The 21,136-nt window shown below is 72.7% G+C and carries 20 protein-coding genes; 9 read left to right on the top strand and 11 right to left on the bottom strand.

Annotated features, from left to right (window positions below):
- Positions 1 to 57: 57 nt before the first annotated feature.
- The 4 genes from ACGFYU_RS10360 to ACGFYU_RS10345 all read right to left on the bottom strand — a co-directional run bounded on the left by ACGFYU_RS10360 (position 58) and on the right by ACGFYU_RS10345 (position 4,556).
- Positions 58 to 711 (bottom strand): DUF1326 domain-containing protein, encoded by a 654-nt coding sequence (locus tag ACGFYU_RS10360; protein ID WP_393826850.1) that lies wholly within the window; start codon positions 709 to 711, stop codon positions 58 to 60.
- Positions 712 to 774: 63 nt separating this feature from the next.
- Positions 775 to 1,518, bottom strand: a complete 744-nt coding sequence (locus ACGFYU_RS10355) for a DUF2182 domain-containing protein (protein ID WP_393827137.1) — start codon at positions 1,516 to 1,518, stop codon at positions 775 to 777.
- Between the two features lie 199 nt (positions 1,519 to 1,717).
- Entirely contained in the window at positions 1,718 to 3,154 is a 1,437-nt protein-coding gene (locus tag ACGFYU_RS10350) for a recombinase family protein (RefSeq protein ID WP_393826849.1), read from the bottom strand.
- Positions 3,155 to 3,317: 163 nt separating this feature from the next.
- Positions 3,318 to 4,556: a serine hydrolase domain-containing protein gene (locus ACGFYU_RS10345; protein WP_393827136.1), complete on the bottom strand. Its 1,239-nt coding sequence runs from the start codon at positions 4,554 to 4,556 to the stop codon at positions 3,318 to 3,320.
- A 219-nt stretch (positions 4,557 to 4,775) separates the two neighbouring features.
- Between ACGFYU_RS10345 and ACGFYU_RS10340 the strand changes: the two genes are divergently transcribed.
- Complete coding sequence (locus ACGFYU_RS10340) at positions 4,776 to 5,906, top strand: FAD-dependent monooxygenase (protein WP_393826848.1); 1,131 nt, start codon at positions 4,776 to 4,778, stop codon at positions 5,904 to 5,906.
- A gap of 110 nt (positions 5,907 to 6,016) precedes the next feature.
- Here the strand turns inward: ACGFYU_RS10340 and ACGFYU_RS10335 are convergent, their stop codons facing one another.
- The 4 genes from ACGFYU_RS10335 to ACGFYU_RS10320 all read right to left on the bottom strand — a co-directional run bounded on the left by ACGFYU_RS10335 (position 6,017) and on the right by ACGFYU_RS10320 (position 10,108).
- The gene (locus tag ACGFYU_RS10335) at positions 6,017 to 7,498 is read right to left on the bottom strand and encodes a cellulose binding domain-containing protein (RefSeq protein WP_393826847.1); all 1,482 of its coding nucleotides are present in this window, start codon (positions 7,496 to 7,498) and stop codon (positions 6,017 to 6,019) included.
- A 170-nt stretch (positions 7,499 to 7,668) separates the two neighbouring features.
- Positions 7,669 to 8,040 carry a VOC family protein gene (locus ACGFYU_RS10330; protein ID WP_393826846.1) on the bottom strand — a complete coding sequence of 124 codons (372 nt, stop codon included), beginning with the start codon at positions 8,038 to 8,040 and terminating at the stop codon, positions 7,669 to 7,671.
- A gap of 37 nt (positions 8,041 to 8,077) precedes the next feature.
- On the bottom strand, positions 8,078 to 9,160 hold the full coding sequence (locus ACGFYU_RS10325) for a PP2C family protein-serine/threonine phosphatase (protein ID WP_393826845.1): 1,083 nt from the start codon (positions 9,158 to 9,160) through the stop codon (positions 8,078 to 8,080).
- Positions 9,161 to 9,307: 147 nt separating this feature from the next.
- Entirely contained in the window at positions 9,308 to 10,108 is an 801-nt protein-coding gene (locus ACGFYU_RS10320; protein WP_393826844.1) for a LysR substrate-binding domain-containing protein, read from the bottom strand.
- A 58-nt stretch (positions 10,109 to 10,166) separates the two neighbouring features.
- On the opposite strand from ACGFYU_RS10320, the gene ACGFYU_RS10315 reads away from it, so the two are divergent.
- Together ACGFYU_RS10315 and ACGFYU_RS10310 are read left to right on the top strand one after the other, a co-directional pair.
- A complete protein-coding gene (locus tag ACGFYU_RS10315; RefSeq protein WP_393826843.1) occupies positions 10,167 to 10,574 on the top strand; it encodes a DUF5997 family protein in 408 nt (135 codons plus the stop codon).
- A gap of 201 nt (positions 10,575 to 10,775) precedes the next feature.
- The gene (locus ACGFYU_RS10310) at positions 10,776 to 11,870 is read left to right on the top strand and encodes a hypothetical protein (protein WP_393826842.1); all 1,095 of its coding nucleotides are present in this window, start codon (positions 10,776 to 10,778) and stop codon (positions 11,868 to 11,870) included.
- A 1-nt stretch (position 11,871) separates the two neighbouring features.
- Here the strand turns inward: ACGFYU_RS10310 and ACGFYU_RS10305 are convergent, their stop codons facing one another.
- Both ACGFYU_RS10305 and ACGFYU_RS10300 read right to left on the bottom strand, forming a co-directional pair.
- Entirely contained in the window at positions 11,872 to 12,450 is a 579-nt protein-coding gene (locus ACGFYU_RS10305) for a YdeI family protein (RefSeq protein ID WP_393826841.1), read from the bottom strand.
- Between the two features lie 194 nt (positions 12,451 to 12,644).
- Positions 12,645 to 13,625 (bottom strand): helix-turn-helix domain-containing protein, encoded by a 981-nt coding sequence (locus tag ACGFYU_RS10300; protein WP_393826840.1) that lies wholly within the window; start codon positions 13,623 to 13,625, stop codon positions 12,645 to 12,647.
- Positions 13,626 to 13,852: 227 nt separating this feature from the next.
- Here ACGFYU_RS10300 and ACGFYU_RS10295 point away from each other — a divergent pair, with 227 nt between their 5' ends.
- The 3 genes from ACGFYU_RS10295 (at position 13,853) to ACGFYU_RS10285 (ending at position 17,928) form a co-directional block, all read left to right on the top strand.
- Positions 13,853 to 14,809 (top strand): tellurite resistance/C4-dicarboxylate transporter family protein, encoded by a 957-nt coding sequence (locus ACGFYU_RS10295; protein WP_393826839.1) that lies wholly within the window; start codon positions 13,853 to 13,855, stop codon positions 14,807 to 14,809.
- Positions 14,810 to 14,898: 89 nt separating this feature from the next.
- Entirely contained in the window at positions 14,899 to 15,585 is a 687-nt protein-coding gene (locus tag ACGFYU_RS10290) for an epimerase (RefSeq protein WP_393826838.1), read from the top strand.
- A gap of 57 nt (positions 15,586 to 15,642) precedes the next feature.
- Entirely contained in the window at positions 15,643 to 17,928 is a 2,286-nt protein-coding gene (locus ACGFYU_RS10285; RefSeq protein ID WP_393826837.1) for an RNA ligase, read from the top strand.
- Positions 17,929 to 17,963: 35 nt separating this feature from the next.
- On the opposite strand, the gene ACGFYU_RS10280 is transcribed toward ACGFYU_RS10285, so the two are convergent.
- Entirely contained in the window at positions 17,964 to 18,428 is a 465-nt protein-coding gene (locus ACGFYU_RS10280) for an SH3 domain-containing protein (RefSeq protein WP_393826836.1), read from the bottom strand.
- A gap of 380 nt (positions 18,429 to 18,808) precedes the next feature.
- Between ACGFYU_RS10280 and ACGFYU_RS10275 the strand changes: the two genes are divergently transcribed.
- The 3 genes from ACGFYU_RS10275 to ACGFYU_RS10265 are packed head-to-tail and all read left to right on the top strand — an operon-like array spanning position 18,809 to position 21,120.
- Positions 18,809 to 20,053 carry a sensor histidine kinase gene (locus tag ACGFYU_RS10275; protein ID WP_393826835.1) on the top strand — a complete coding sequence of 415 codons (1,245 nt, stop codon included), beginning with the start codon at positions 18,809 to 18,811 and terminating at the stop codon, positions 20,051 to 20,053.
- Positions 20,028 to 20,693 (top strand): response regulator, encoded by a 666-nt coding sequence (locus ACGFYU_RS10270; protein WP_393826834.1) that lies wholly within the window; start codon positions 20,028 to 20,030, stop codon positions 20,691 to 20,693. Before ACGFYU_RS10275 ends, ACGFYU_RS10270 begins: the two co-directional genes overlap by 26 nt.
- 52 nt (positions 20,694 to 20,745) lie before the next feature.
- Positions 20,746 to 21,120 (top strand): YbjQ family protein, encoded by a 375-nt coding sequence (locus ACGFYU_RS10265; RefSeq protein ID WP_393826833.1) that lies wholly within the window; start codon positions 20,746 to 20,748, stop codon positions 21,118 to 21,120.
- The last annotated feature ends 16 nt before the right edge of the window (positions 21,121 to 21,136 follow it).

Genomic DNA, 21,136 nt, shown 5'->3' with positions numbered 1-21,136 from the left:
AAACCGCCCCCGCGCACGCGAGTGTCCGGCCCCCGAGGGCGCCCGCCCCGACCGAGCTCAGCCAGGACCCGTCCAATCGAAGGGGATGTGCTTGCTGGACTGGCCTTCACGGCTCCACCGGAAGCCGAAGGCGTCGGCGCGGTTCGCCGTCGAGCGGCCCCAAGTGGCGACCTGTCCGGGCCCGGTCTCCGATCCCGGCAGGTTGGTGGTCTGGACCCGCGCACCCTCCGGAGTCGTCGGTCCGCTCAGGGCCTCGGCGCTCGCCTCGACCCGCCCGGGAATGGTGGCCCTCCAGCCGCCGAGGTCCTCGTCCACCTCGATCTCGATGGGGGCGAAGTCCATGCCCCGCATCTCGGCCTGCATCATGGTCACCATCTCGGCCGGCCAGCTGCCCGCCTGGCCACCGAAGATCATCTGCAGGGCCTGGCGCTGCGCCTCGTCCGCGCGTTCGTCGACGAAGAACGCCGCGTACGTGTCGCTGTGCTCGGCCCAGACGTTGCCCACGAAGGACCCGAGCATCAGCACGTTGAGGCCGTCCAGCGGCACCTCGCCGTAGTTGCCCTCACGGATGTGCCAGGCCAGGATGCCGTCGCACTCCCCGTACGTCGGGAGCTGGGCGAAGGAACAAGGGCAGGGAACGTTGCACCTGCAGGTGTCGAACCAGTCCCCGGCCGCGTGCCATCTCGGAACGGTCGCTGTCGTCTCGGACATGTCCTCGCCTCCTCATGGCGCCGCGCCGGCGGGCACCACGGGTCGTCACCCCCATCCTCCCCCTCACCGCGCCATGTGGTCCATGTCCCCCATCGGACCGGGCGTCCCCAGGCCCGGCAGCATCCAGTCCTGGAAGGGGGCCAGCACGGCCAGGACGAGGAAGGCCAGCCCGACGGCCCAGGCGAGCCAGGGCCCCTGGCGCCACAGCTTCTCCAGGAAGATCACCCCGGCCACCCCCGCCATCGCGGCCACGTTCATGACACCGAGCGGGATCAGCACGATCATCAGCCCCCAGCAGCAGCCGACGCAGTAGAGCCCGTGGTGCGCGCCCACCCGCAGGTCCTTCGCCCACGGCCGGAAGCGCGCGTAGCGGACCAGCTGGAACAACGGATTGCGGCAGTGCCGCAGGCAGACCCGCTTCAGCGGCCCGAACTGCTGCACGGCCGCGAGCAGGAACGCCGCGGCGCCGATCCAGCGCCCCGCCCCGGGGCTGCGGCCCACGAGGTCCCCGCTCGCCGCCAGGGCCCCGTAGGCGAGCAGCCCGAATGCGGTCCAGACGAACAGGTAACCGCTGACGAACTCGGCGATCCGCAGCGCACGGACGGGGCCCGCCGGCGTGCGGCGCCCGATGGCGCGCACCCAGGTGATGGCCACCGGCGCCACCGAAGGCAGCATCATCGCCGCCATCATGACCAGCCACAGCAGCAGGAAGAGGGGCAGCGCCAGGCCCATGGTGCCGGGCTCCATCCCCATGTGGCGGGCCTGTCCGATGGTGAGCAGCCACGCCAGGGCCGCCAGCAGGACCATCAGGATCCAGGCGACCGCCAGGTCCCGCGCGGGCAGCAGGGTGGCGGGCCGCGTGGGCGCCGGCGGCGCCAGGCGGGGGCGGGTGGGATGCGACACGGCGGCCTCCCAGGAACGAGAGTTCCCGACACCTCCAGCAGAGCACACGCCCGCCCCGCCTTCTCGGGCACGCAGTACCCCACACGGGTAAGACCGCGCCGGCCTACACCGCCTGGCCGTCACGCTCGGAGCTGTCGAGGTCTCGCCAGTCGATGGACACGTGGTCGCTCGGAGTCATGTTCCTGGCGTGCTTTCCGTTGGCCGGCATAAGGGTCACGATGGTGCAGAACTGAACCCATGACCGCTTCACCGGCAAGGGTGTGCCGGTCCATCCTTCAAGCAGTCCGGCGATACCGGTAGCGGGGTCGAGGGGAGGCAGGCCGGTGACTCCGGACAGCCTGGACTCGGCATTCTCCAGACTGGCCCGCAGAGCCTGGCTTCCGGCCGTCATCTGCGAGAGGTTGATGGCTCCCTCGGCGTAGGCCAGGGCGAGGCCATCGAGGCGCTCCCGCACGCTCTTCACCTCGGCATGGAGGCGCGCCGTATCGGCGTCTCCGCCCCCTGCATGCACGGTGAGGACGGTCGGTAGGAAGTCAGGTCGCGCCATGCGGGCGAGTGTCGTCCTCTCGGCCCTCTGGTCGGCGACGTCCCGAGGTGTACGCGTATGGGTCTGACGGCAGCCGTAGATCTTCGTCCCCCGGTACCCCCTACCGCTCACGGTCTCGCCGCACACGCCGCAGAGGGCGATGCCGGACAGGAGCGTCGTCGCCGTTCTGCCGGTTCTCGGCCCTCCGCTGAACCTGTCGGGGTTCGACAGGATGGACACCAACGCATAGTGGGTCGAGTCGTCGAGGATGGCCGACCACTGGGCCTCGCTCATGACCTCGCCCCGGTAGGTTCGCAGGCCGATGTACCTCGGGGAGATGAGCACGTTCTTCACCCCTCGCAGGGTCCACGCGTTCGCTCCGGCCGCGATCGAGCGAGGCGACCGGAGACCTGCCTCGGTCCACGTCCGGGCGACGGCTGACAAGGAATCACCGGAGAGGATCATCGAGGCGCCCGCGCGTATGGCCTCGGCCTCGGCCGGAACGATCGTCACGTGATCCTCGCTGTATCCGAAGGGTCGGATGCCTGCCGTGTAGGGCTTGCCGGCCTTCGCCGCTTGCAGGTTCGAGAGAGCTTGGCGCTCCGCCTTCTGCTCGCCTTCGTACGTCGCCCATGCTGTGACCGTACGGGCGACGGCTCGACCAGCAGGAGTCGAGAGGTCGAGGTGTCCGGCACGCGCAGCATGCACGTTGACGCCGAGCGCGATGACCCGCTCAAGGTCCTTCGTCACCCTGACGAGTCGGTCCGTGTGCCAACACACGACCGCTTCTGGTCGGCTGGCCAACAGTGCCTCGAAGCCTGGCCGGACCTTACCCCTGGCGGCGCTGATGTCGTTGTCCGAGAAGACCTCCCCGACTTTGAACCCGAGGCGCGCGCAGAGTTCCCGGCACTCCTCTTCTTGCCTCGCCACGCCGAGCTGTTCGCCGGTGAGATCCTTCGAAATACGGACGTAGATGACTGCCCGGACCGGGCCGTCCCCCTGGCGCTTCGTCACAGCGGCAAGGTTACCCGCAGCGAGTAGCACTGGCAGCGGAAGCGGATGGGTATCAGGAGGCACGCAACACACGTGAATCCAGGACTCGGTGGGGGCGCGGGGCCCGGCGGGCCGGCGTGTTCCCATGATCCCCGCCACCGGGTCCGGGGGCCAGCCCCCGTCGTCAGCGCGCGTGGCGTTCCGGGAGGTCCACCTCGGCGGGGGCCATCGTGAAGCCGCGGGTGCCGGGCGGGGCGGTGCGCCGGCCGCAGAAGGCGGCTTCGAGGGTTCCGCCGAGGGCCGTGTTCGCGGTGCCCCGGTTCGAGGTGTTCGCCATGGCGGCGAGGTTGCGGCGGCCGTCCCGGGTGGCGAAGGCGTAGGTGTAGAAGCCCTGCACGGTGCCCGTGTGGCCGTACACCGAGGTGCCGCAGGAGAGGTCGTAGCGGCGCAGCCCCAGCCCGTAGAAGCGGGTGCCCGCGGGGTCGGTCGGGGTCATGGCGAGCATCAGGTCCAGCGTCCGCGCGGGCAGCAGCCGGCCGCCGAGCAGCGCGGAGGTGAAGGTGTTCAGATCGGCGGCGTCCGAGATCAACGCACCGGCGGACTGCGCCCAGGACGCCGTCTGTTCGGTGGAGTCGACCAGGGGCCCGCCGGTCTCGTCCGGGTGGAGGTAGCCGCGGGCGTGCAGCCCCCGGATGCGCGTGCCGGGGTGGACGTACGAGGTGTTCCGCAGCCCCAGGGGCTCGATGATGCGGCGGCCGTACTCCTCGGCCACCGGATGCCCGGTGGTCTTCTCGATGAGCATGCCCAGGACGACGAAGTTGGTGTTCGAGTATTGGTACGAGGCGCCCGGCTCGGTGGTCCTCGGCTCGCGGAGCGAGAGCGCCACGAGGTCCCGGTAGTCGAACACCTTGTTCCGTACGGCCTCGAAGCCGGGAACGGTCCGGGCGAACATCGCGTCCGTGTAATCGGCCAGTCCGCTCCGGTGGTTCAGCAGGTGGTGCACGGTGATCCGCCGGTCGGGCAGCAGCCCCGGCAGGTGCCGGTCGACGGGATCGTCCAGCCGGATCCGCCCCTCCGAGACGAGCTGCAGCGCCACCACGGCGGTGAAGCTCTTCGTGACGCTGCCGATCCGGAAGCGGGCCCGGGGGTCCATGGCCGCGCCCGTGCGCCGGTCGCGTACGCCCACCGCCGAGGTCCGGACGCCGTCCGGTCCGGTGATCCGGGCCGCCGCGCCCGGCGCCCCGGCGTCGATGGTGTTCCGCAACGCCCGGTCCAGGGCCGGGAGATCGGCGGCCGGCGCCTCGGCGGCCCGGGCGGCGGTGGCCGCGGCGAGGGTGACGGTGATCGGCACCACGCCGGCGACCAGGGCCAGCAGGGCGGCGCCGAGGACCAGACGTCGGTTCGGGGGCGGGGTCACGGGCAGGGGCACGGGGATCCTCGACTCAGCGGGTACCGGGTAGGGGTACCGAGCCTACGGAAGATCCACGGGCCGAACGGGCATGCCGTCAGGGTGTGTTCCGCGCCCGGGCGGTGGCGGCAGGACGGTCCGATTCAGGACGGATGGCCGAAAACAGTCGTTCATCGGGAGGTGGGTACGTCGTAGATTCAGCCGCGTACACCGTATCCAATTGGGGGGTATCTGATGCGAACGGTCCTGATTTCGGGTGGCGGTATCGCCGGTTCCGCGCTGGCCGGCCTGCTGCGCGACCGCGGCCTCGTCCCCACCGTCGTGGAGCGCGCGCCCGGCCCGCGCCGGGGCGGCCAGGCCGTCGACATCCGAGGCGTCGCCCTCGACGTCGTCGAGCGCATGGGTCTGCTGGAGCGCGCGAGAGCGGTACGCACCCACATGCGCGGGATGTCGGTCCTCGACGCCGACGGCAACGAGGTCCACCGGTCCACCGAGGCGACCTTCAGCAGCGGCCGGCTCGACAGCGCCGACATCGAGGTGCTCCGCGACGACCTGGTCGGGTTGCTGCACGACCACACGCGCGAGGGAGTCGAGTACCTCTTCGGCGACAGCATCACGGCGCTCACGCAGGACGAGGGCGAGGACGCCGGGGGAGTCGGCGGCGTACGGGTCGACTTCGCGAACGGCCCCTCCCGCACATTCGACCTGGTGGTGGCGGCCGACGGCCTGCACTCGACGGTGCGCCGGCTGGTCTTCGGCCCCGAGGAGCAGTTCTCGCGGCATCTCGGCAGCTACCTCTCGGTGTTCGGCGCCGAGAACTTCCTGGGGCTGGACAACTGGCAGACGTGGCTCCAGGACGGCGAGGTGGGCTTCGGGATCATGCCGGTCCGCGACAACACCGAGCTGCGGATCGCCCTCGGATTCGCCTCCGGCCCGCTCGACGGCGACCAGCGCGACCCCGAACGGCTGCGCAGGCTGGTCACCGAGAAGGCCGCCGCCCTGCGCTGGGAGGGGGAGAGGCTGGCCAAGGCCGCCGCCGAGGCGCCCGACTTCTACTGCGACGCGATGGCCCAGATCCACGTCGACCACTGGTCGCGCGGCCGGGTCGTGCTGCTCGGCGACGCCGGCTACTGCCCGTCCCCGCTGTCGGGTCAGGGCACGAGCCTGGCCCTCGTCGGCGCCCGCGTCCTCGCGGACGAGCTGGCCCGGCCGGGTGCGGACCACCGCGCCGCCTTCGCCCGGTACGAGGAGCGCATGCGGCCGTTCGTCGAGCTCAACCAGGCCCTGGCCACCGAGAACCCGGGCGGACCCGCCCCCGAAGAGTCGGTGGCACGGGCCAAGAACGCCATCAGCCTCGACGACTGACCGCTCCACCGGGCCCGCTCAGGCGTACGGGAGGACTCGAGCACGAGCATGGCGGCAGCTCCTGGCCGGGCCGGGGGTGTACGGCAGCCCGCCGGACACCCCCGGGTCGGCTACTTGAGGGCCGAGAACGCCCTGGTGAAGGCCAGTGGCTGCTGGAGGATCGAGCTGCAGGTGGCGTCCGCGTAGCCGACGGCCCCGGCCGCGCACTGCCGGTCCCGGGCCGAGGACCACATGGCCAGTCGGCCGATGCCCTTCGACGCCGCGAAGTCCACGAGCTGCGTGGCGTCCGCGACGGTGAAGATCTCGCTCGCCACGTCGTTCACGCCGATCATCGGGGTGACGGCGACCGCCTTCCAGGCCGCCGCGTCGGACAGCCCGAGCACCCCCTTGAGCTGGGCCTGGGTGGCCGTCGCCGCCTGGATCGCGTACGAGCCCATGTCGCCGCCGTACGCCGGCCCGTAGTCCATCGCCATGATGTTGACGGCGTCGATCCGCACGCCGTTCTTGCGGGCGTCGCCCAGCAGGGCCACGCCGGGCTGGGTGAGCCCCTCCGGCATCACGGGCAGGGTGAACGCCACGTCCAGGCCCGGGTGGGACTTCTGGAGCCGGGCGATGGCCTGGGCGCGGCGGGTGTTGGCCGCGGTGTCCGGCAGGGCCGCGCCCTCGATGTCGAAGTCGACCTTGGTCAGCCGGTACTGGTCGATGACCTTGCCGTAGGCGGCGGCCAGGTCGTCGACGGTGGCGCAGTTCAGCGCCAGCTCGTGCCCGGCGGCCCCGCCGAAGGACACCCGGACGTCGCCGCCCTTGGCGCGCAGCGCGCCGATCTGGGCGGCGACCTTGTCGCCCGACAGGTCCGTGACCCCGCCCCACAGCGGAGCGCAGCCGCCGCCGGAGGTGATGAAGGCGAGGTGGAACTCCTTCACGCCCGTCGCCGCCGCCGTGTCGAGCAGGTCGTACGTCGGGTACAGCGAGGTGTCCACGTACGGGGCGAAGCGCGCGCCCGCCGCCGGGGCGGTCGGCGTCGCGGTGGGGGTGGCTGACGGGGTCCGGGTGGGCTGTGCGGAGGTCGGCGCGGCCGTGGCCGTCGGTGTCGGTGTCGGTGTCTGTGTCGGCCGGACGGTCGGGCGTCCGCTCGGACCGGCCGTCGCGCCCGGATCCACCGAGCACTTCAGCCCGTTGATGCGGCAGCCGGTCGGGTCACCGGGGGCGGCGGATCCGCTGGTCACGAAGCCGACGGTGACCGAAGCGCCCGCCGCCAGCTCCCGGTTCCAGCCCGCGGGCTTCACCGTGACGCGCTGCCCGTCGACCGTGTGGGTCCCGTTCCACAGCGAGTCGATCTTCGTGCCCGCCGGGAGGTCGAACTGCAGCGTCCAGTCCGACTGCTTGCCGCCGGTGTGGTTGGTGATGACGTACTGGCCGGTGTAACCGCCGCTCCAGGAGCTGGACTTGGTGTACACGGCTCCGACGGAGCTGGCCTGCGCGGTTCCGGTGAACGCGAAGGCCGCGCCACCGATCACCGCCGCCGCCACGATCGCGCCGGTGACCTTCGCCGTACGACTGGTCCTGCGCCGGTGCCCACCTGTGCTGCTCATCGCGTGCCTGCCTCTTTATTACCGGGGAGTTGGGGGTGCGGCAGCACGCTAGCCGCCCCGAAACGGACATTCGTTCGCTTCGGGGCGGCGGCCGAGAACTTAGGTTCCGCTTAAGGAAGGGATCGGCGGCCATTAAGCCGCCCTGGCCGGATCCGGCGCCGTGCGGGCGGTCAGCCGTGCGTGGCGTCGATGACGCAGAAGCGGTTGCCTTCCGGGTCGGCCAATACCACGAAGTCGGGGTCGTCGGGGTAGGAGTCCCAGTCGACCCGCAGGGCTCCCAGCGCCACCAGGCGTGCCACCTCCGCCTCCTGCTCGGCCGCGTCCGCGGCGTACAGGTCCAGGTGGACGCGCGGATGCTCCTGTACGGGCGTCGTGCTGCGGCCGAGGGCCAGCCCGGGCCCGGCGCCGTCGGCCGGGACCAGGACGGTCCAGGCGTCGTCGACCTCGCCGTCGCGGGGGACGTACCCCAGCGCCCGGCCCCAGAATTCCGCCGCCCGCCGTACGTCGGCGGCGCCCATCACGATCGTTCCGATGCTCAGCATGATCCGATTCTGGCAAAGGGGCCGGAGCGCCCGGCGGTTACCCGAGCCGCTCGACCGCCACCATCGCGGCGTCGTCGCCGAGCGTGTTGCCGGTCGCGTGGGCGAGCAGGTCCTCGCACAACCGCTCCAGCAGGACGCGGGGGTGCAGGCCCGACCAGGCGGCCGCCCGCTCGGCGAGGGGGTAGAAGGCCCCCGACCGGTCGCGTGCCTCCAGGACCCCGTCCGTGTAGAGCAGCAGGACCTCGCCCTCCCCGAAGTCGAACGTCTGCGAGGTGACCGGGGGTGCCCCCAGACCGACGCCGCGGGAGGACTCCACCAGCCCGGCCAGGCCCAGCGGCGGCGCGGGCTGCTCCACATCGAGCGGATCGACCCGCCCATCGCGCCGCAGCACCAGCGGCGGCGGATGCCCGCAGCTGACCAGGTGCACCACCGGCTCGTCGTCCGGGACGTCCAGCACGGCCGCGGTGATGAAGCTCTCGCCCCGGTCCACGCCGTCGTCCACGTCGGGGGAGACCGCGCCCTCCAGGTAGTCCACCAGCCCGGGCAGCCCCGCCTCCCGGTGGGCGGCGGCCCGGAACGCGCCGAGGACGAGCGCGGCGTCCCCGACCGCCTCCAGGCCCTTGCCGCGGACATCACCGACGATCAGCCGGGTGCCGCGGGCCGTCCGGGCGGCCGCGTACAGATCGCCGCCGATCTGGGCCTCGGCCGCGGCCGCCAGGTACACGGAGGCGACGCCCAGCGGCCCGATCCGGTCGCGCAGCGGCCGCAGCACCACCTGCTGCGCCGTCTCGGCCACCGAGCGCAGCTGGACCAGCTCCTTCTCGTGCACCTCGCGCAGATGGGCGAAGAAGGTCACGAACACCGAGATCATGACCAGCGCACCGATCTGGAAGGTGTGGTTCAGATCGGTCAGGGTGGTGCGCACCGCCGCGACCACCGACTGGGCCAGTACGGCGACCAGGCCCACGAAGCCCGTCATCCGCGGCCCGGCGAACGAGGCCGTCAAGGCCGGCGCGGCCACCAGGAACGGACCGAGGTGCACATCGCGAGGGGCGAGGACGTCGACCACCGTCACGAGGGCGATCAGCGCGAACGGGACCGCCAGCTGCGCGTGGCGCATCCGCCGGGATCGTGGGCGAGACGTACGCGGCGGGCGGAGGTCCATCCCTCCTGCATACACCGAACGGCGATCGTGCGCCCCTCGCCCCGGCCGTCGACGGCCGCCCTTCCCCCGTCGGCTCCGCCGCCCACGGGCGGCGGGCCGGCTCTACGGGCGGCGGCGCGGCTTGCCGGTCTTGCCGCCCTTGGGGCCGCCGGAGCCGCCACGCGGGTTCTTGCCCGTCGACTTGCCGGCCGCCTTGCCTGATCCGGGCTTCCGCTGCCCGCCGCCCGCCTCCGGGCGCTTGGCCTTGGCCTTCGCCTTGGCGGTGGCCTTCGGCTGCGGCGCGGTCTGCGCCCGGCCGCGGGTGCTGTTGACGGTCCGCCCGCGGACGATGCCGATGAACTCCTCGACCAGGTCGGGGGTGGTCTCCGCCTGCGGCCACGACAGCGCGACGCGCGAGGTGGGGGCGTCCGTGACCGTGCGGTAGGTGAGGTCCTTGCGGTGGTGCAGGCGCGCCAGCGACTGGGGGACGACCAGGACGCCCACCCCGGCGGCCACCAGCTCGATGGCGTCCGCCGTCGTCGCGGGGCGCTCGATCGCGGGCCGGCCCGGCAGCCGCTCCCAGCCGAGGGTGTCGTCGAGAGGATGGAAGACGATCTCCTCGGCCAGGTCCGCCGTGGAGACCTCCTCCACGGCCGCGACGAGGTGGTCCTTGGGGATCACCACGACCGTGGTCTCGGTGTAGAGGGGGATCGCGCTGAGGTCGTCGCGGTCCACCGGCAGCCGGACGAATCCCGCGTCGGCGCCGCCGTCGCGCAGGACGCCGAAGGCCTCGGTGGGCGACACCGCGACCAGGGTCAGCGGGACGTCGGGCAGCCGCTCGTTCCAGATCCGGATCCACTTGGTGGGGGTCACGCCTGGGACATAAGCGAGCCGGAACGAATGGGGTGCTTCCGAGCCTGTCACCCCGCCAGGTTACCGGTCGTGGTCGGAGGTAGCGCACACGCTCGATACCCTTGACACCATGACGTCGCACCAGAACACCCAGACGATGAAGCCCGCAACCGCGGCGAAGAAGCTGGGCGTGTACCTCGAGGCCACCCCCGCAGAGTTCCAGGAGGGTGTCGTCTCGCGCAGTGAATTGAGTGCGCTGCAGGCCGACCCGCCCCAGTGGCTCCAGGAACTGCGGCGCAACGGCCCGCACCCCCGCCCGGTGGTCGCGGCCAAGCTCGGCGTCTCCATCGCCGGCCTCGCCCGCGGCGGGGTCACCGAGCCCCTCACCACCGAGCAGATCGAGGCGCTGAAGCAGGAAGCTCCCGAGTGGCTGCAGAAGGAGCGCGCCACCCAGGCCGAGGTCCGCAAGGAAGCGGTCCGCATCAAGGAGAAGAACGCCCAGCGCGCAGCCGAGCAGACGCGCAACCCGCGTTCCTGATCCGCGTCACCTCTCGGTCCTCAGGCCCGGTTCCCCCGTGGGAGCCGGGCCTGAGGCGTGTGGTGGGCCGCGCGCCCGCCCGCCCCTCCGCCGGCATTACCCGAGAGGTAATCGATCTTCCGTACGCCTCCGGGCAGATTGGTCCCACCGGGACGGGCAAGGGCTCGGAACACACCCGGAGGCAGAGGGAGAAGTGCGGTCATGACGGCGATCCGGCAGCAGCAGCGGCGTACGAAGAAGCAGACGGTGGCGCGGACCGGGCGGCTCGCCGCGGTGGCCGTCGCCGCCGGCCTGTCGATCGGCGCGGTCACGGCCGGCTCGTCCTCCCCGGCCGCGGCGAGCCAGGCGGGCCGGCCGGCCGCCGCCGGGCGGAGCGGCGAGTGCGCCGAGGTCCGGGACAAGGTCGAGCGGCTGGAAGGGCTGATCACCCCGAACGCCTGCGCCTTCATGAAGCGGCAGATCGCCTTCGGCGAGATGCCGACCGGCACGCCTCCCGTGCCCGGTGGTCCGACCCACCCGAGGGTCGCCGCGTACCTGGACATCTTCGACGCGGACGCCACGCTCTGGGAGGCGGGCGGCCCCGCCCAGCGCGGGCACGCCGTGATCGGCGCCTCGATCACCGGCTCCCTGGGCCTCGCCCCCGACCTGCGCTACGTGGGCACCAACGTGGTGGCCGACGGCGCGGTGATGATGTTCGGCCAGCGCAACGAGGTCACGGTCAAGGGGCAGAAGGTGACCTACCTCCAGATCGCCCGCAACGTCCTGTCGGACGACGGGAAGACCATCCAGGCTCGCCGCTACTACGACCGCTACGAGATCTTCAGGCCGGTGGCGCCCGAACTGCGCCCCCTCTTCGACGGCATCGCGGACGCGGGGCCCGCCACCGGCCGCGGCCCCGAACGGTTCCGCGCCGACGAGATCACGGCCCGGCTGGCGGCCTGGAACGGCGAGGACGTCGCCGCGCTGACCGGCCGGGTGGGCAACGCCCGGCTGACCGGCCCGGGCCTGGCCGCCCCGCTGGCCACCGCGGAGGGCAAGAGCGCCTACCTCAAGAGGTTCTTCGAGAAGGCGGACGTGAAGTTCCAGTCGGGCCAGGTCGCCTTCGGCGGAAGCACCACCTACGTGGAGTGGCACGGCACGATCACCAGCACCCAGGGCACCGCCATCCCGTTCGGGATCGTCGAGCGGTTCGGCCCGCGGGGGGAGTGGGAGCTCTCCTTCGACACCCTGCCGCTGGTGGCCGAGGAGGCCGGGATCGACATCCGCAGCCTCTACCAGCGGCTGGCCCAGCCCTGAGTCACCCCGGCCGGCCACCGGCCGCCAGCAGGTGCAGCGCCCGGTCGAGCCGGGCCTGCCTGGTCTCCGGTGTCAGCGCCTGGAGCAGGGGCAGCACCACCAGGTAGCGCCCGGTCCTGTCCAGCGCCTCGAACGCCTTCCCGGCCTCCGGGTCCGCCTCGAGCGCCGCGGCGAGATCGGGCGGTACCGTCGCCGTCCTCTGCGACCCGTAGGCCGCCGCCCAGCGTCCGTCCTCCTGCGCCTTGCGCACCTCGGCCAGCCCGGGTTCCCGCATCCGGCCCGCGGCCGCCAGCATCGCGACCTTGTCGACATTGACCTGCGACCACAGGCTCCGGGGTCGGCGCGGCACGTACTTCTGGAGGTAGTACCGCTCGTCGAGGGACCGCCGCTGCCCGGAGATCCACCCGTAGCAGAGCCCGATGTCGACCAGCTCGTCGTCGCCGACGCTCGGGATGCCGGACTTCTTCTTCGCCACCTTGACCCACACCCCCTCGTGGCGGGTGTGGTGTTCGGCCAGCCAGCCCTCGAACGCCGCGCCGTCCGGGAAGGCGATGATCTCCACGCCGTCGATCTCGTCCATCGGCTCAGGCTAGCGCCCGTGACGGAGCGTCGGGCCGCCGTGGCGGAAAGAGCGGAGGTGGGAGCGGTGGTGGCCGCCGCCGCCACCGCACCCCCCGCGTACGGGGAGCGGACGCCCTGGGCTGAGGAGGCAGCGCGCAGGACCCGTGGAAGCAGCCGGCCCGCTCCCCTGTGACGGACCGGCAGGTCCCCGTCTCAACCAGAGCCTATGGCCGGGCCGGACCGCTGCCTGTGCAGAGCGCGCAGGTTCTGTTGATCATGCGTGCAGGAGGTTTGGGCCGCGCGGACGCGCAACTCCTTCGGACTGATGCCGTACGCCTCGCGGAAGGCGCGGCTGAAGACGGCGGGGTTGGTGAACCCCCAGTGCGCGGCGATCGCGTGGATGGGCCGCGAGAGCAGCTCGGGGCGGCTCAGGTCGGCGCGGCACCGTTCGAGGCGGCGGCGCCGGATGGAGGCCGCCACGCTCTCCGCCTGCCCCTGGAAGAGGAGGTGGAGGCGGCGCAGCGAGATGTGGTGCCGGGCGGCGATGGTCTGCGGAGTCAGCTCGGTGCTGCCGAGGTTGTGCTCGATGAAGGAGCCGATCCGCGCCCGCAGGGCCTGGTCCGCGACCTCGCCGGGCAGCTCCTCGTACGCGTCCGCGTGCGCGGCGAGGCACGCGGTGACCAGGTCCACCGCCACGCCGCCCAGCCGGGCCAGCTCCAGCGGACCGCAATCGGCCGCGTGGACCGCCAGCGAGGCGATGAACTGGCCGAGGATCGCCCCCGACCCCCGGTCGGCGGGGATCCGCCGCGCCAGCAGCCGGTCGACCTTGTCGGCGGGCAGCGGCAGCACGGCCGTGGGGATCTGGAGGACGACGGCCCGCAGCATGCCCTCCTCGGAGGGGTGCGTGGTGTCCCAGAGCATCGTGATCACGTCCCCGGTGACGGGTCCGGAGCCGTCGCGGTGCCGGGCGATCCACAGCGGGCTCCCGGGCACCAGCCCCAACGGGCACTGTCCCGGGTCGCCTTGCCTGCGGAGCGCCGACAGCCGCACGGATTCGCCCAGGTTCACGACGGCGGCCTCCGCGCGCAAGGCGTTCGGGCCGCCGCTGCCGAGGGGCGCGGGCGCCGGGGCGCGGGCGGACGTGTCGGTGAACCACTCGAACCCGTCCCCGGCCGGCACGGCGGCTGGGGACATCGGCGACCACATGGTGTACGGCTCCCTGAGCGACGGAGTGACTGTGTTGCGAACGGATTCCGGCCACCGTCAGGATGGCGGAACTGTCCATTCCATCTCACCCCCGTCCAGTACCTGGTCGCCGGGCTCGCCGAGACGGCGGAGCAGGAGACGCCGACCGCGCCGCGAAGGTTCCCGGCCGGGCCCGCCCGGTGGCGGGCCGCCCGCCCGTGGGGTCCGCTGGAGGGGTGAGCCCCCTTCCCGGCCGCGGCTGGTGGGCCGGACTCCCGCCGGCCGCGGGAGCCGCCGTCATGGCCGTCGGCATCATCTCCGTCGGCCTGCACCTGACCGGGCACGAGGTACCGTCCCTGATCGCGCTCGCCCTCGCCGGGGCGCTGTGGCTGGTCCTCGCCGCCGATTTCACGGCCCGGCTGCTGGGTGACCGCAGGCGGTTCCGGGCCGAGGCGGACACCCCGGCCGCCTTGACCGCCGTCGCCGCCACCACCGTGCTCGGCACCCGGCTCTCCCTGCTCGGATGGCAGGACGTGGCCGCCGCCCTGCTGGCCCTGGCCGCCGTGCTCTGGCCCGGGCTGCTGTTCGCCGTCGTACGGCACTGGCGGCGCCGCATGCCCGGCGTGGCCTTCCTCGTCTGCGTCGCCACCCAGGGGCTCGCCGTCCTCGCGGCCGTCCTCGCCGCCGCCGAACACCATGACTGGCTCGCGTGGGCGGCGCTGGCCTGCTTCTGCCTCGGGCTGCTGCTCTACGCGGTGGCCCTGGCCCGCTTCGACCTGGGCGAGGTGGCGGGCGGAGCGGGGGACCACTGGGTGGCGGGCGGTGCGCTGGCCATCTCCTCCCTGGCCGCCTCCAAGCTCACGGCATCACCCGTATGGACCGGTTCGGCGCACACAGTGCTGCGTACCGCCACCCTCGCGCTGCTGGGCCTCTCCCTCACCTGGTACGCCGTGCTCCTCACCGCCGAACTGCGCCACCCCCGGCCGCGCTACGACATCCGGCGCTGGGCCACCGTCTTCCCGCTCGGCATGACGGCCGCCGCCTGCCTCTCCGCGGCGGACCCGACCGGCGTGGCCTGGCTCCGCCCGCTGGGCGAGGTCCTGCTCTGGATCGCGGTAGCCGCCTGCCTGTTCACCTGCGCCAAGTTCGTCACCTCCCACCGACCGGCGCTCACCGGCAACTCCGCGGGCTGATCCCGGGCGGCCACCCGGCCAGGCGCGTACCCGCAAGGGAGCCGCGGCTCATCCCCGAACCCCGCCCGGCCAGGGCTTACGCTGCGCCCGTGAACGTCATCCTCTTCGGCGCGACCGGAATGATCGGCCGGGGCGTCCTGCGCGAGTGCCTGCGCGACGCGTCCGTCACCTCCGTCCTCGCCGTCGGGCGCACCCCGCTCGGCGTCAGCCACCCCAAACTGCGCGAGCGCGTCCAGCCCGACCCGTCGGACCTCTCCGCGCCCGACCTCGACCCGGCGGCGTTCGACGCCTGCTTCTTCTGCCTCGGCGTCTCCTCCGTCGGGATGAAGGAGGAGGCCTACCGCCGCGTCATCTACGACCTGACCCTCGCGGTGGCCCGCCCGCTCGCCGCCGCCAACCCCCGCCTGACCTTCGTCTACGTGTCCGGCGAGGGCACCGACAGCACCGAGCGGGGCCGCTCCATGTGGGCCCGGGTCAAGGGCAAGACCGAGAACGACCTGCTGGAACTGCCCTTCCAGGCCTACATGTTCCGCCCCGGGCTGATCCAGCCGCTGCGTGGCGTGCCCTCCAAGACCCGGCTCTACCGGAGCCTCTACGCGCTCACCGCACCGCTGTTCCCCCTGCTGCGCCGGATTGCTCCGGACCTCGTCACCACCACCGAGGCCCTGGGCCGTGCGATGATCGCCGTCGCGACACCCGGCACCGCGGTTCCCGGCCGCGTCCTGCGCACCCGGGACATCAACCGGCTGGGTACCGCGTCGATCAGGCATAATTGAGTACCGCGTGCCACCTCCCGCACATGAGAATGAACCATCTCAAACCGGGAGGAACCCATGAGCCAGGAGCTCCTGACTCTGCATGACCTGATGCCCGCTCAGGCGCTGGCCGAGTCGATCGCCGCCGGACACGTGACCCGCAAGCCGCACCCCGAGCTGCCGCTGTCGATCTACACGTACACGCGGACGGCCCAGTACCAGGGCCTCTGGAACCAGGTCACCACACGATGCCGCGGACTCGTCGCCGACGACACCACCCGCGCGATCGTCGCCCTGCCGCTGCCGAAGTTCTTCAACGTCGGCGAGCACGAGGCCGGCATGCCGTACGCACCCGCGCTCCCGGACGAGCCGTTCGAGGTGTACGAGAAGGTCGACGGCAGCCTCGCGGTGGTGTTCCACTACGCCGGCCACTGGAGGGTCGCCTCCAAGGGTTCCTTCACCAGCACCCAGGCGACCTGGGCCCAGCGGCGCCTCGACGGCAAGGACACCTCCGCGCTGCGCCCGGGAGTCACCTACCTCGCGGAGATCCTGTACCCGGAGAACCGCATCGTCGTGAACTACGGCGACCGCCGGGACCTGGTCCTCCTCGCCGCCTTCGGCCGCGACGGCACCGAGGTCCCGCTCACCGAGGCCGCGGCCCACTGGGAGGGCATCGGCTCCGTCGTCACGGTGTGGCCCGCCATGCCCCTCGACGAGCTGATCGCGCTGACCGAGTCCAGCACCATGCCCGGCGGCGCCGCGGCCACCGGTACCGACGCCGAGGGCTTCGTCCTGCGCTTCGCGTCCGGAGTGCGTGCGAAGGCCAAGATCGCCGAGTACGTGCGCCTGCACCGGGTGCTCACCGGCGTCAACGAGCGGGACATCTGGCGCAGCCACGGCATCCAGCGGTTCACGGGCCTGCCCGCCAAGCGGCTCGCGCAGGCCCTGAACTGCACCGTTGCCGAGGTCGAGGCCTCGGGCGGCAAGCCACTGGACGCGCTGCTGCAGCAGGTGCCCGACGAGTTCGACGCCTGGGTGCGCGAGGTCATCGCCCGCCTGGAGGAGGAGGCCGCGCGGCACGAGCACGCCATCGACGAGGCCTACGCGGGCCTGGTCCACCTGGCCGCCGACCGGGGCGCCTTCGCCCGCGCCGTCAACGAACTGGCCGACCGGGAGGTCCGCCCGGCGATGTTCATGCGGCTCGACGGCCGGCCGACCGAGCTCACGACCTGGCGACACGTGCGGCCGGAGACGGCCGACCCGTACACCACCGACGAGGAGGACGCGGACGGGCCCGCGGAAGCGCGCCGCCCCGCGCCGCAGCCCGCGCCGCGCGCTGCCGACCCGGCCGCGGCCCTTCCGGCGGCCTCCGCCGCACCGCATTCCGTACCGCGGCCCGCCGCGCGGGAGGCGGACGCGGAGGCGTCCCCGCTGCCCGTCGTGCACGTCATGACGGGACTGCCGGCCTCCGGCAAGACGACCGCGGCGCGCGCCCTCCAGGCGCAGGCCGGCGGCCGGATGCGCCGCGTCAACCTGGACGACCTGCGGAGCATGCTCGACCTCCCGGACCCCGAGCGGGGCCGCTCCTGGGCGCACGAGCAGACCGTACTGGCCGTGCAGGACGCGGCGGTCCGCGCGGCCGTCGACGGCGGTTTCGACGTGGTCGTCGACAACACCCACCTGACCAAGCACATTCCGAAGCGACTCAAGGCGGCGGTCGGCGGACTCGCCACCTTCGTCGTGCACGACTTCACCGACGTCCCGCTGGAGGAGTGCCTGCGCCGGGACGCCGCCCGGGAGAACCGGGTCGGCGAGGAGATCATCCGCATCCTGGCCGAGAAGCACGAGAAGGCCCGCAAGGGCGGGTGGCGGCTGACGGCGGAGTGGCTGAACGGCGGCTCCGGCGCGATGGCGGCGCCGCCCGTGACCGCGTACGTACCCGACCCGGCGCTGCCCAGCGCGGTGATGTGCGACATCGACGGCACCCTCGCGCTGACCGGCGACCGGGGGCCGTACGACTTCTCGCGCTGCGAGCTCGACCTGCTCAACGAGCCGGTACGGCACGCGCTCGACGCCTTCCGGCGCGCCGACGGGGACGCGATCGTGCTGCTCTCGGGGCGGGGCGAGGAGCACCGGCCGCAGACCGAATCCTGGCTGCGGCGCCACCAGGTGCCGTACGACGAGCTGTGGATGCGCGCGGCCGGCGACACGCGGCGCGACGACGTGGTGAAGGCGGAGCTGTTCGACGCGCACGTCCGCCACCGGTACGCGGTCCGGGTGTCGCTCGACGACCGGGACCGGGTGGTGGCGGTCTGGCGCCGGATGGGTCTGCCCACCTGGCAGGTCGACTACGGCGACTTCTAGCCGCCGCGGTCGACCCGCGGGCCGGGCGAGGGGGGTCAGTAGCAGTACTTCACTTCGGTGAGGTTCTTGACGTAGCGGGCGGCGACCCAGTGCTTCTTGCCGTACGCCTTCATCTCCGGGCTCGCGCCGTACTCCTTGCGCAGGCGGTACCAGATGCGGTTGCCGTCGACCGACTCGCCCTTCTTCTTGCACTCGATCTCGACCTTGTGGTGCGGGTACACCTTGTCGACCGCCTTCGAGTGGGTGGTCGGCTCGCTGCGGACCTTCAGCGGTCCCTTGGAGACGACCTTGCCGATGGCGTGCTTGTACTTGTAGTCGTCGTACTCGTCGTAGTCGTCGGCCCGCTTGCCCCCGTCGTCCGAGACGATCTCCTGCGACGGCATGACGGCCACCTGCCCCTCGTCGTCGTCGGCGGCGGCGGCCCCGGCCCCGGCCCCGACCAGGCCGAGCACCAGGCTTCCGGCGGCGAGAGCGAGGATGGTCCTGGTGGGCTTCAGCATGAGCCGGCTCCTCTACGAAGTCGTCCGCCCGGCCGCGGCGTGCGGCGCGGGGCGGCAACCAGACGGTTGCCAGGGACGACTATGACGAGGGAGGGGCGCGCGCACCCGCTGCCGCACCGCCGATTAGCCCGATATGCCCAATATCTAACGCGAGTCGGCGCCTTCCTCCCGGCCGGCGCTCACGCGGGGCCGTGCCCGCCCCCGAACGGGCACGGCCGCGCGGCGGGGCCCCGGGGGGCAGGGCCGGCGCCGGCCGGTGGGCCGACGGTGCCGAATCTACGGGCGTCCCGCCCCGGCCCGCGCCCATCCAGGGGTTGAAACGCGCCTACCCCCCCGGTGGGCGACCGTGTACAACCAGGGGGGTACACAGGGGGGTTGACGTGCACGTGGCGACACATCCGGCGACGGTCCGGCTCCGAGCCGGGCTACCGGTCGTCGGCGAGATCGTGTGGGCCGCCGGCTCGCTCTGGATCTCGGGCACCATGCTGCACAACTGGCCCGACCCCAACGGCTATTGGCGGGACACCGACGCGCTCGCCTACGTCCTCCTCGCCGCGGTCTACCTCCCGCTCGTGCTGCGCCGCCGGTTCCCCCTCGCCGTCCTGTGCGCCACGGGGATCGCCGTCGCCGCCTACTTCACCCTCGGCTACTACCACGTCGTCGCCGTGTGCGGGCTGGCCACCGCGCTCTACACCGTGGCCTCCCTGCGGCCCCGCCGGGTCTCGGCCCGGTGCGCGGCCGGGGCGCTCCTCGTGTTCCTCTGGGGCACCCGCCTCGCCGAGCCGGGGATCGGCGCGCTCAGCGTCGGCTTCGTGACGGTGACCACCGTCGTCTGCTGGGTCGTCGGCGACGGCGCGCGCCGGCTGCGCGAGCTCACCCGCCGACTCCGCCTGGAGCAGGAGGAGAAGGCCCGCCGGGCCGTTACGGAGGAGCGCATCCGGATCGCCCGCGAACTGCACGACGTCATCGCCCACCACGTTTCGGTGATCTCCGTCCAGACGGGGCTCGCCACCTACGTGTTCTCCGCCGACCCGCCGACCGCCCGCCGGGCCCTGGACACCGTCGGCGACAGCGCCCGCGAGGCCCTGGCCGAGATGCGCCGGATGCTGGAGGTGCTCCGCGCGGAAGGCCCCGCCGCGGACCCGGAGTCTGCTTCCGCCACGGAGTGCCCCAAGTCCGGGGTCCCCGGGCTCGGGCACCTCGACGCGCTGGTCAAAAGGGTCGGGGAGGCCGGCGTACCGGTCGACGTACGGATCACGGGGACGGCGTACGCACTGCCGCCCGGGATCGACCTCTGCGCGTACCGCGTGGTCCAGGAGGCGCTCACCAACGTGATCAAGCACGCCCCCGAGGCCCGTACGACCGTACGCGTCGACTACGGTGCGGACGAGATCCGCGTACGCGTCAAGGACGAAGGCAGCGGGCGCACACCGGCCCGCACCGCGCCCGGCGCGGGGCCCGCCACGGGCCAGGGGCTGATCGGCATGCGCGAGCGGGCGACGATCTATCACGGCACGGTGACCGCCGAGCCCGCCCCCGGGGGCGGATTCGAGGTCTGTCTGCGGGTCCCCGTGCCCCGAGCGGGAGGGGATGACGCGGATGCCGTCCGTACTCGTCGTCGATGACCAGTTCCTGATCCGGTCCGGACTCACGGCGCTGCTCACCGCCGCGCCCGGCTACGAGGTCGTGGGCGAGGCCGAGGACGGTGAGGAGGCGGTCCGGCTGGCCGCCGAGACCCGCCCCGACGTGGTCCTGATGGACATCCGGATGCCCGGCACGGACGGGATCACGGCCACCGAGCGGATCCTCGCCGGGCGTGACACGACGCATCCCGGCGTTCCCAAGGTGCTGGTGCTGACCACCTTCGACTCCGACGAGTACGTCTTCCGCGCGCTGCGGGTCGGGGCCAGCGGCTTCCTCCTCAAGGACACCCCGCCCGACCGCCTGCTCGCCGCGATCGCCACCGTGCACGCCGGCGAGATGCTCTTCAGCCCCGGAGCCCTGCGCGGACTCGTCGACGCCTACGCGGCCCCGGCCGCCCGCGCCCCGCACCCCGGGCTGGCCGCGCTGACCCCGCGCGAGCGCGAGGTGCTCGCCCTGGTCGGCGCCGGCCTGTCCAACGCCGACATCGCGGCACGCCTCGTCCTCAGCCCCGCCACCGTCAAGACCCACGTGCACCGCTGCATGAGCAAGCTGGAGCTGTCCAGCCGCGCCCAGGCCGTGGTCCTCGCCCACGAGTTCGGTCTCGCCGCCCGGATGCCCTGAGCCCGGCCGCCTCCGGATGCGGGTGGCGGCGGGCCGGGGGAGAGTGGCTGCCATGGGTATCGAAGACTACGGCGGCGGCCCCGGGGCCCAGCAGACCGGCGTCATGGTCGTGACGACCAACGACGTCCCCGGCTACCGGGTGGAACAGGTCATCGGCGAGGTCTTCGGACTCACCGTGCGCTCCCGCAACCTGGGCAGCCAGATCGGCGCGGGCCTGAAGTCGATGGTCGGCGGCGAGCTGAAGGGCCTCACCAAGACCCTGGTGGAGACCCGCAACCAGGCCATGGAGCGGCTCATCGAACAGGCGAAGGTGCGCGGCGCGAACGCCATCCTGGCGATGCGCTTCGACGTGACCGACGCCGGCAGCATCGGGACCGAGGTGTGCGCGTACGGGACGGCCGTCATCCTGGTGCCCGCCGCCACCTGAGCCCATTCGGGCAACT

The organism is Streptomyces sp. NPDC048337, assembly GCF_043201175.1.
Lineage (GTDB): Bacteria > Actinomycetota > Actinomycetes > Streptomycetales > Streptomycetaceae > Streptomyces.
This window is presented reverse-complemented; position numbering and strand designations above follow the sequence as displayed.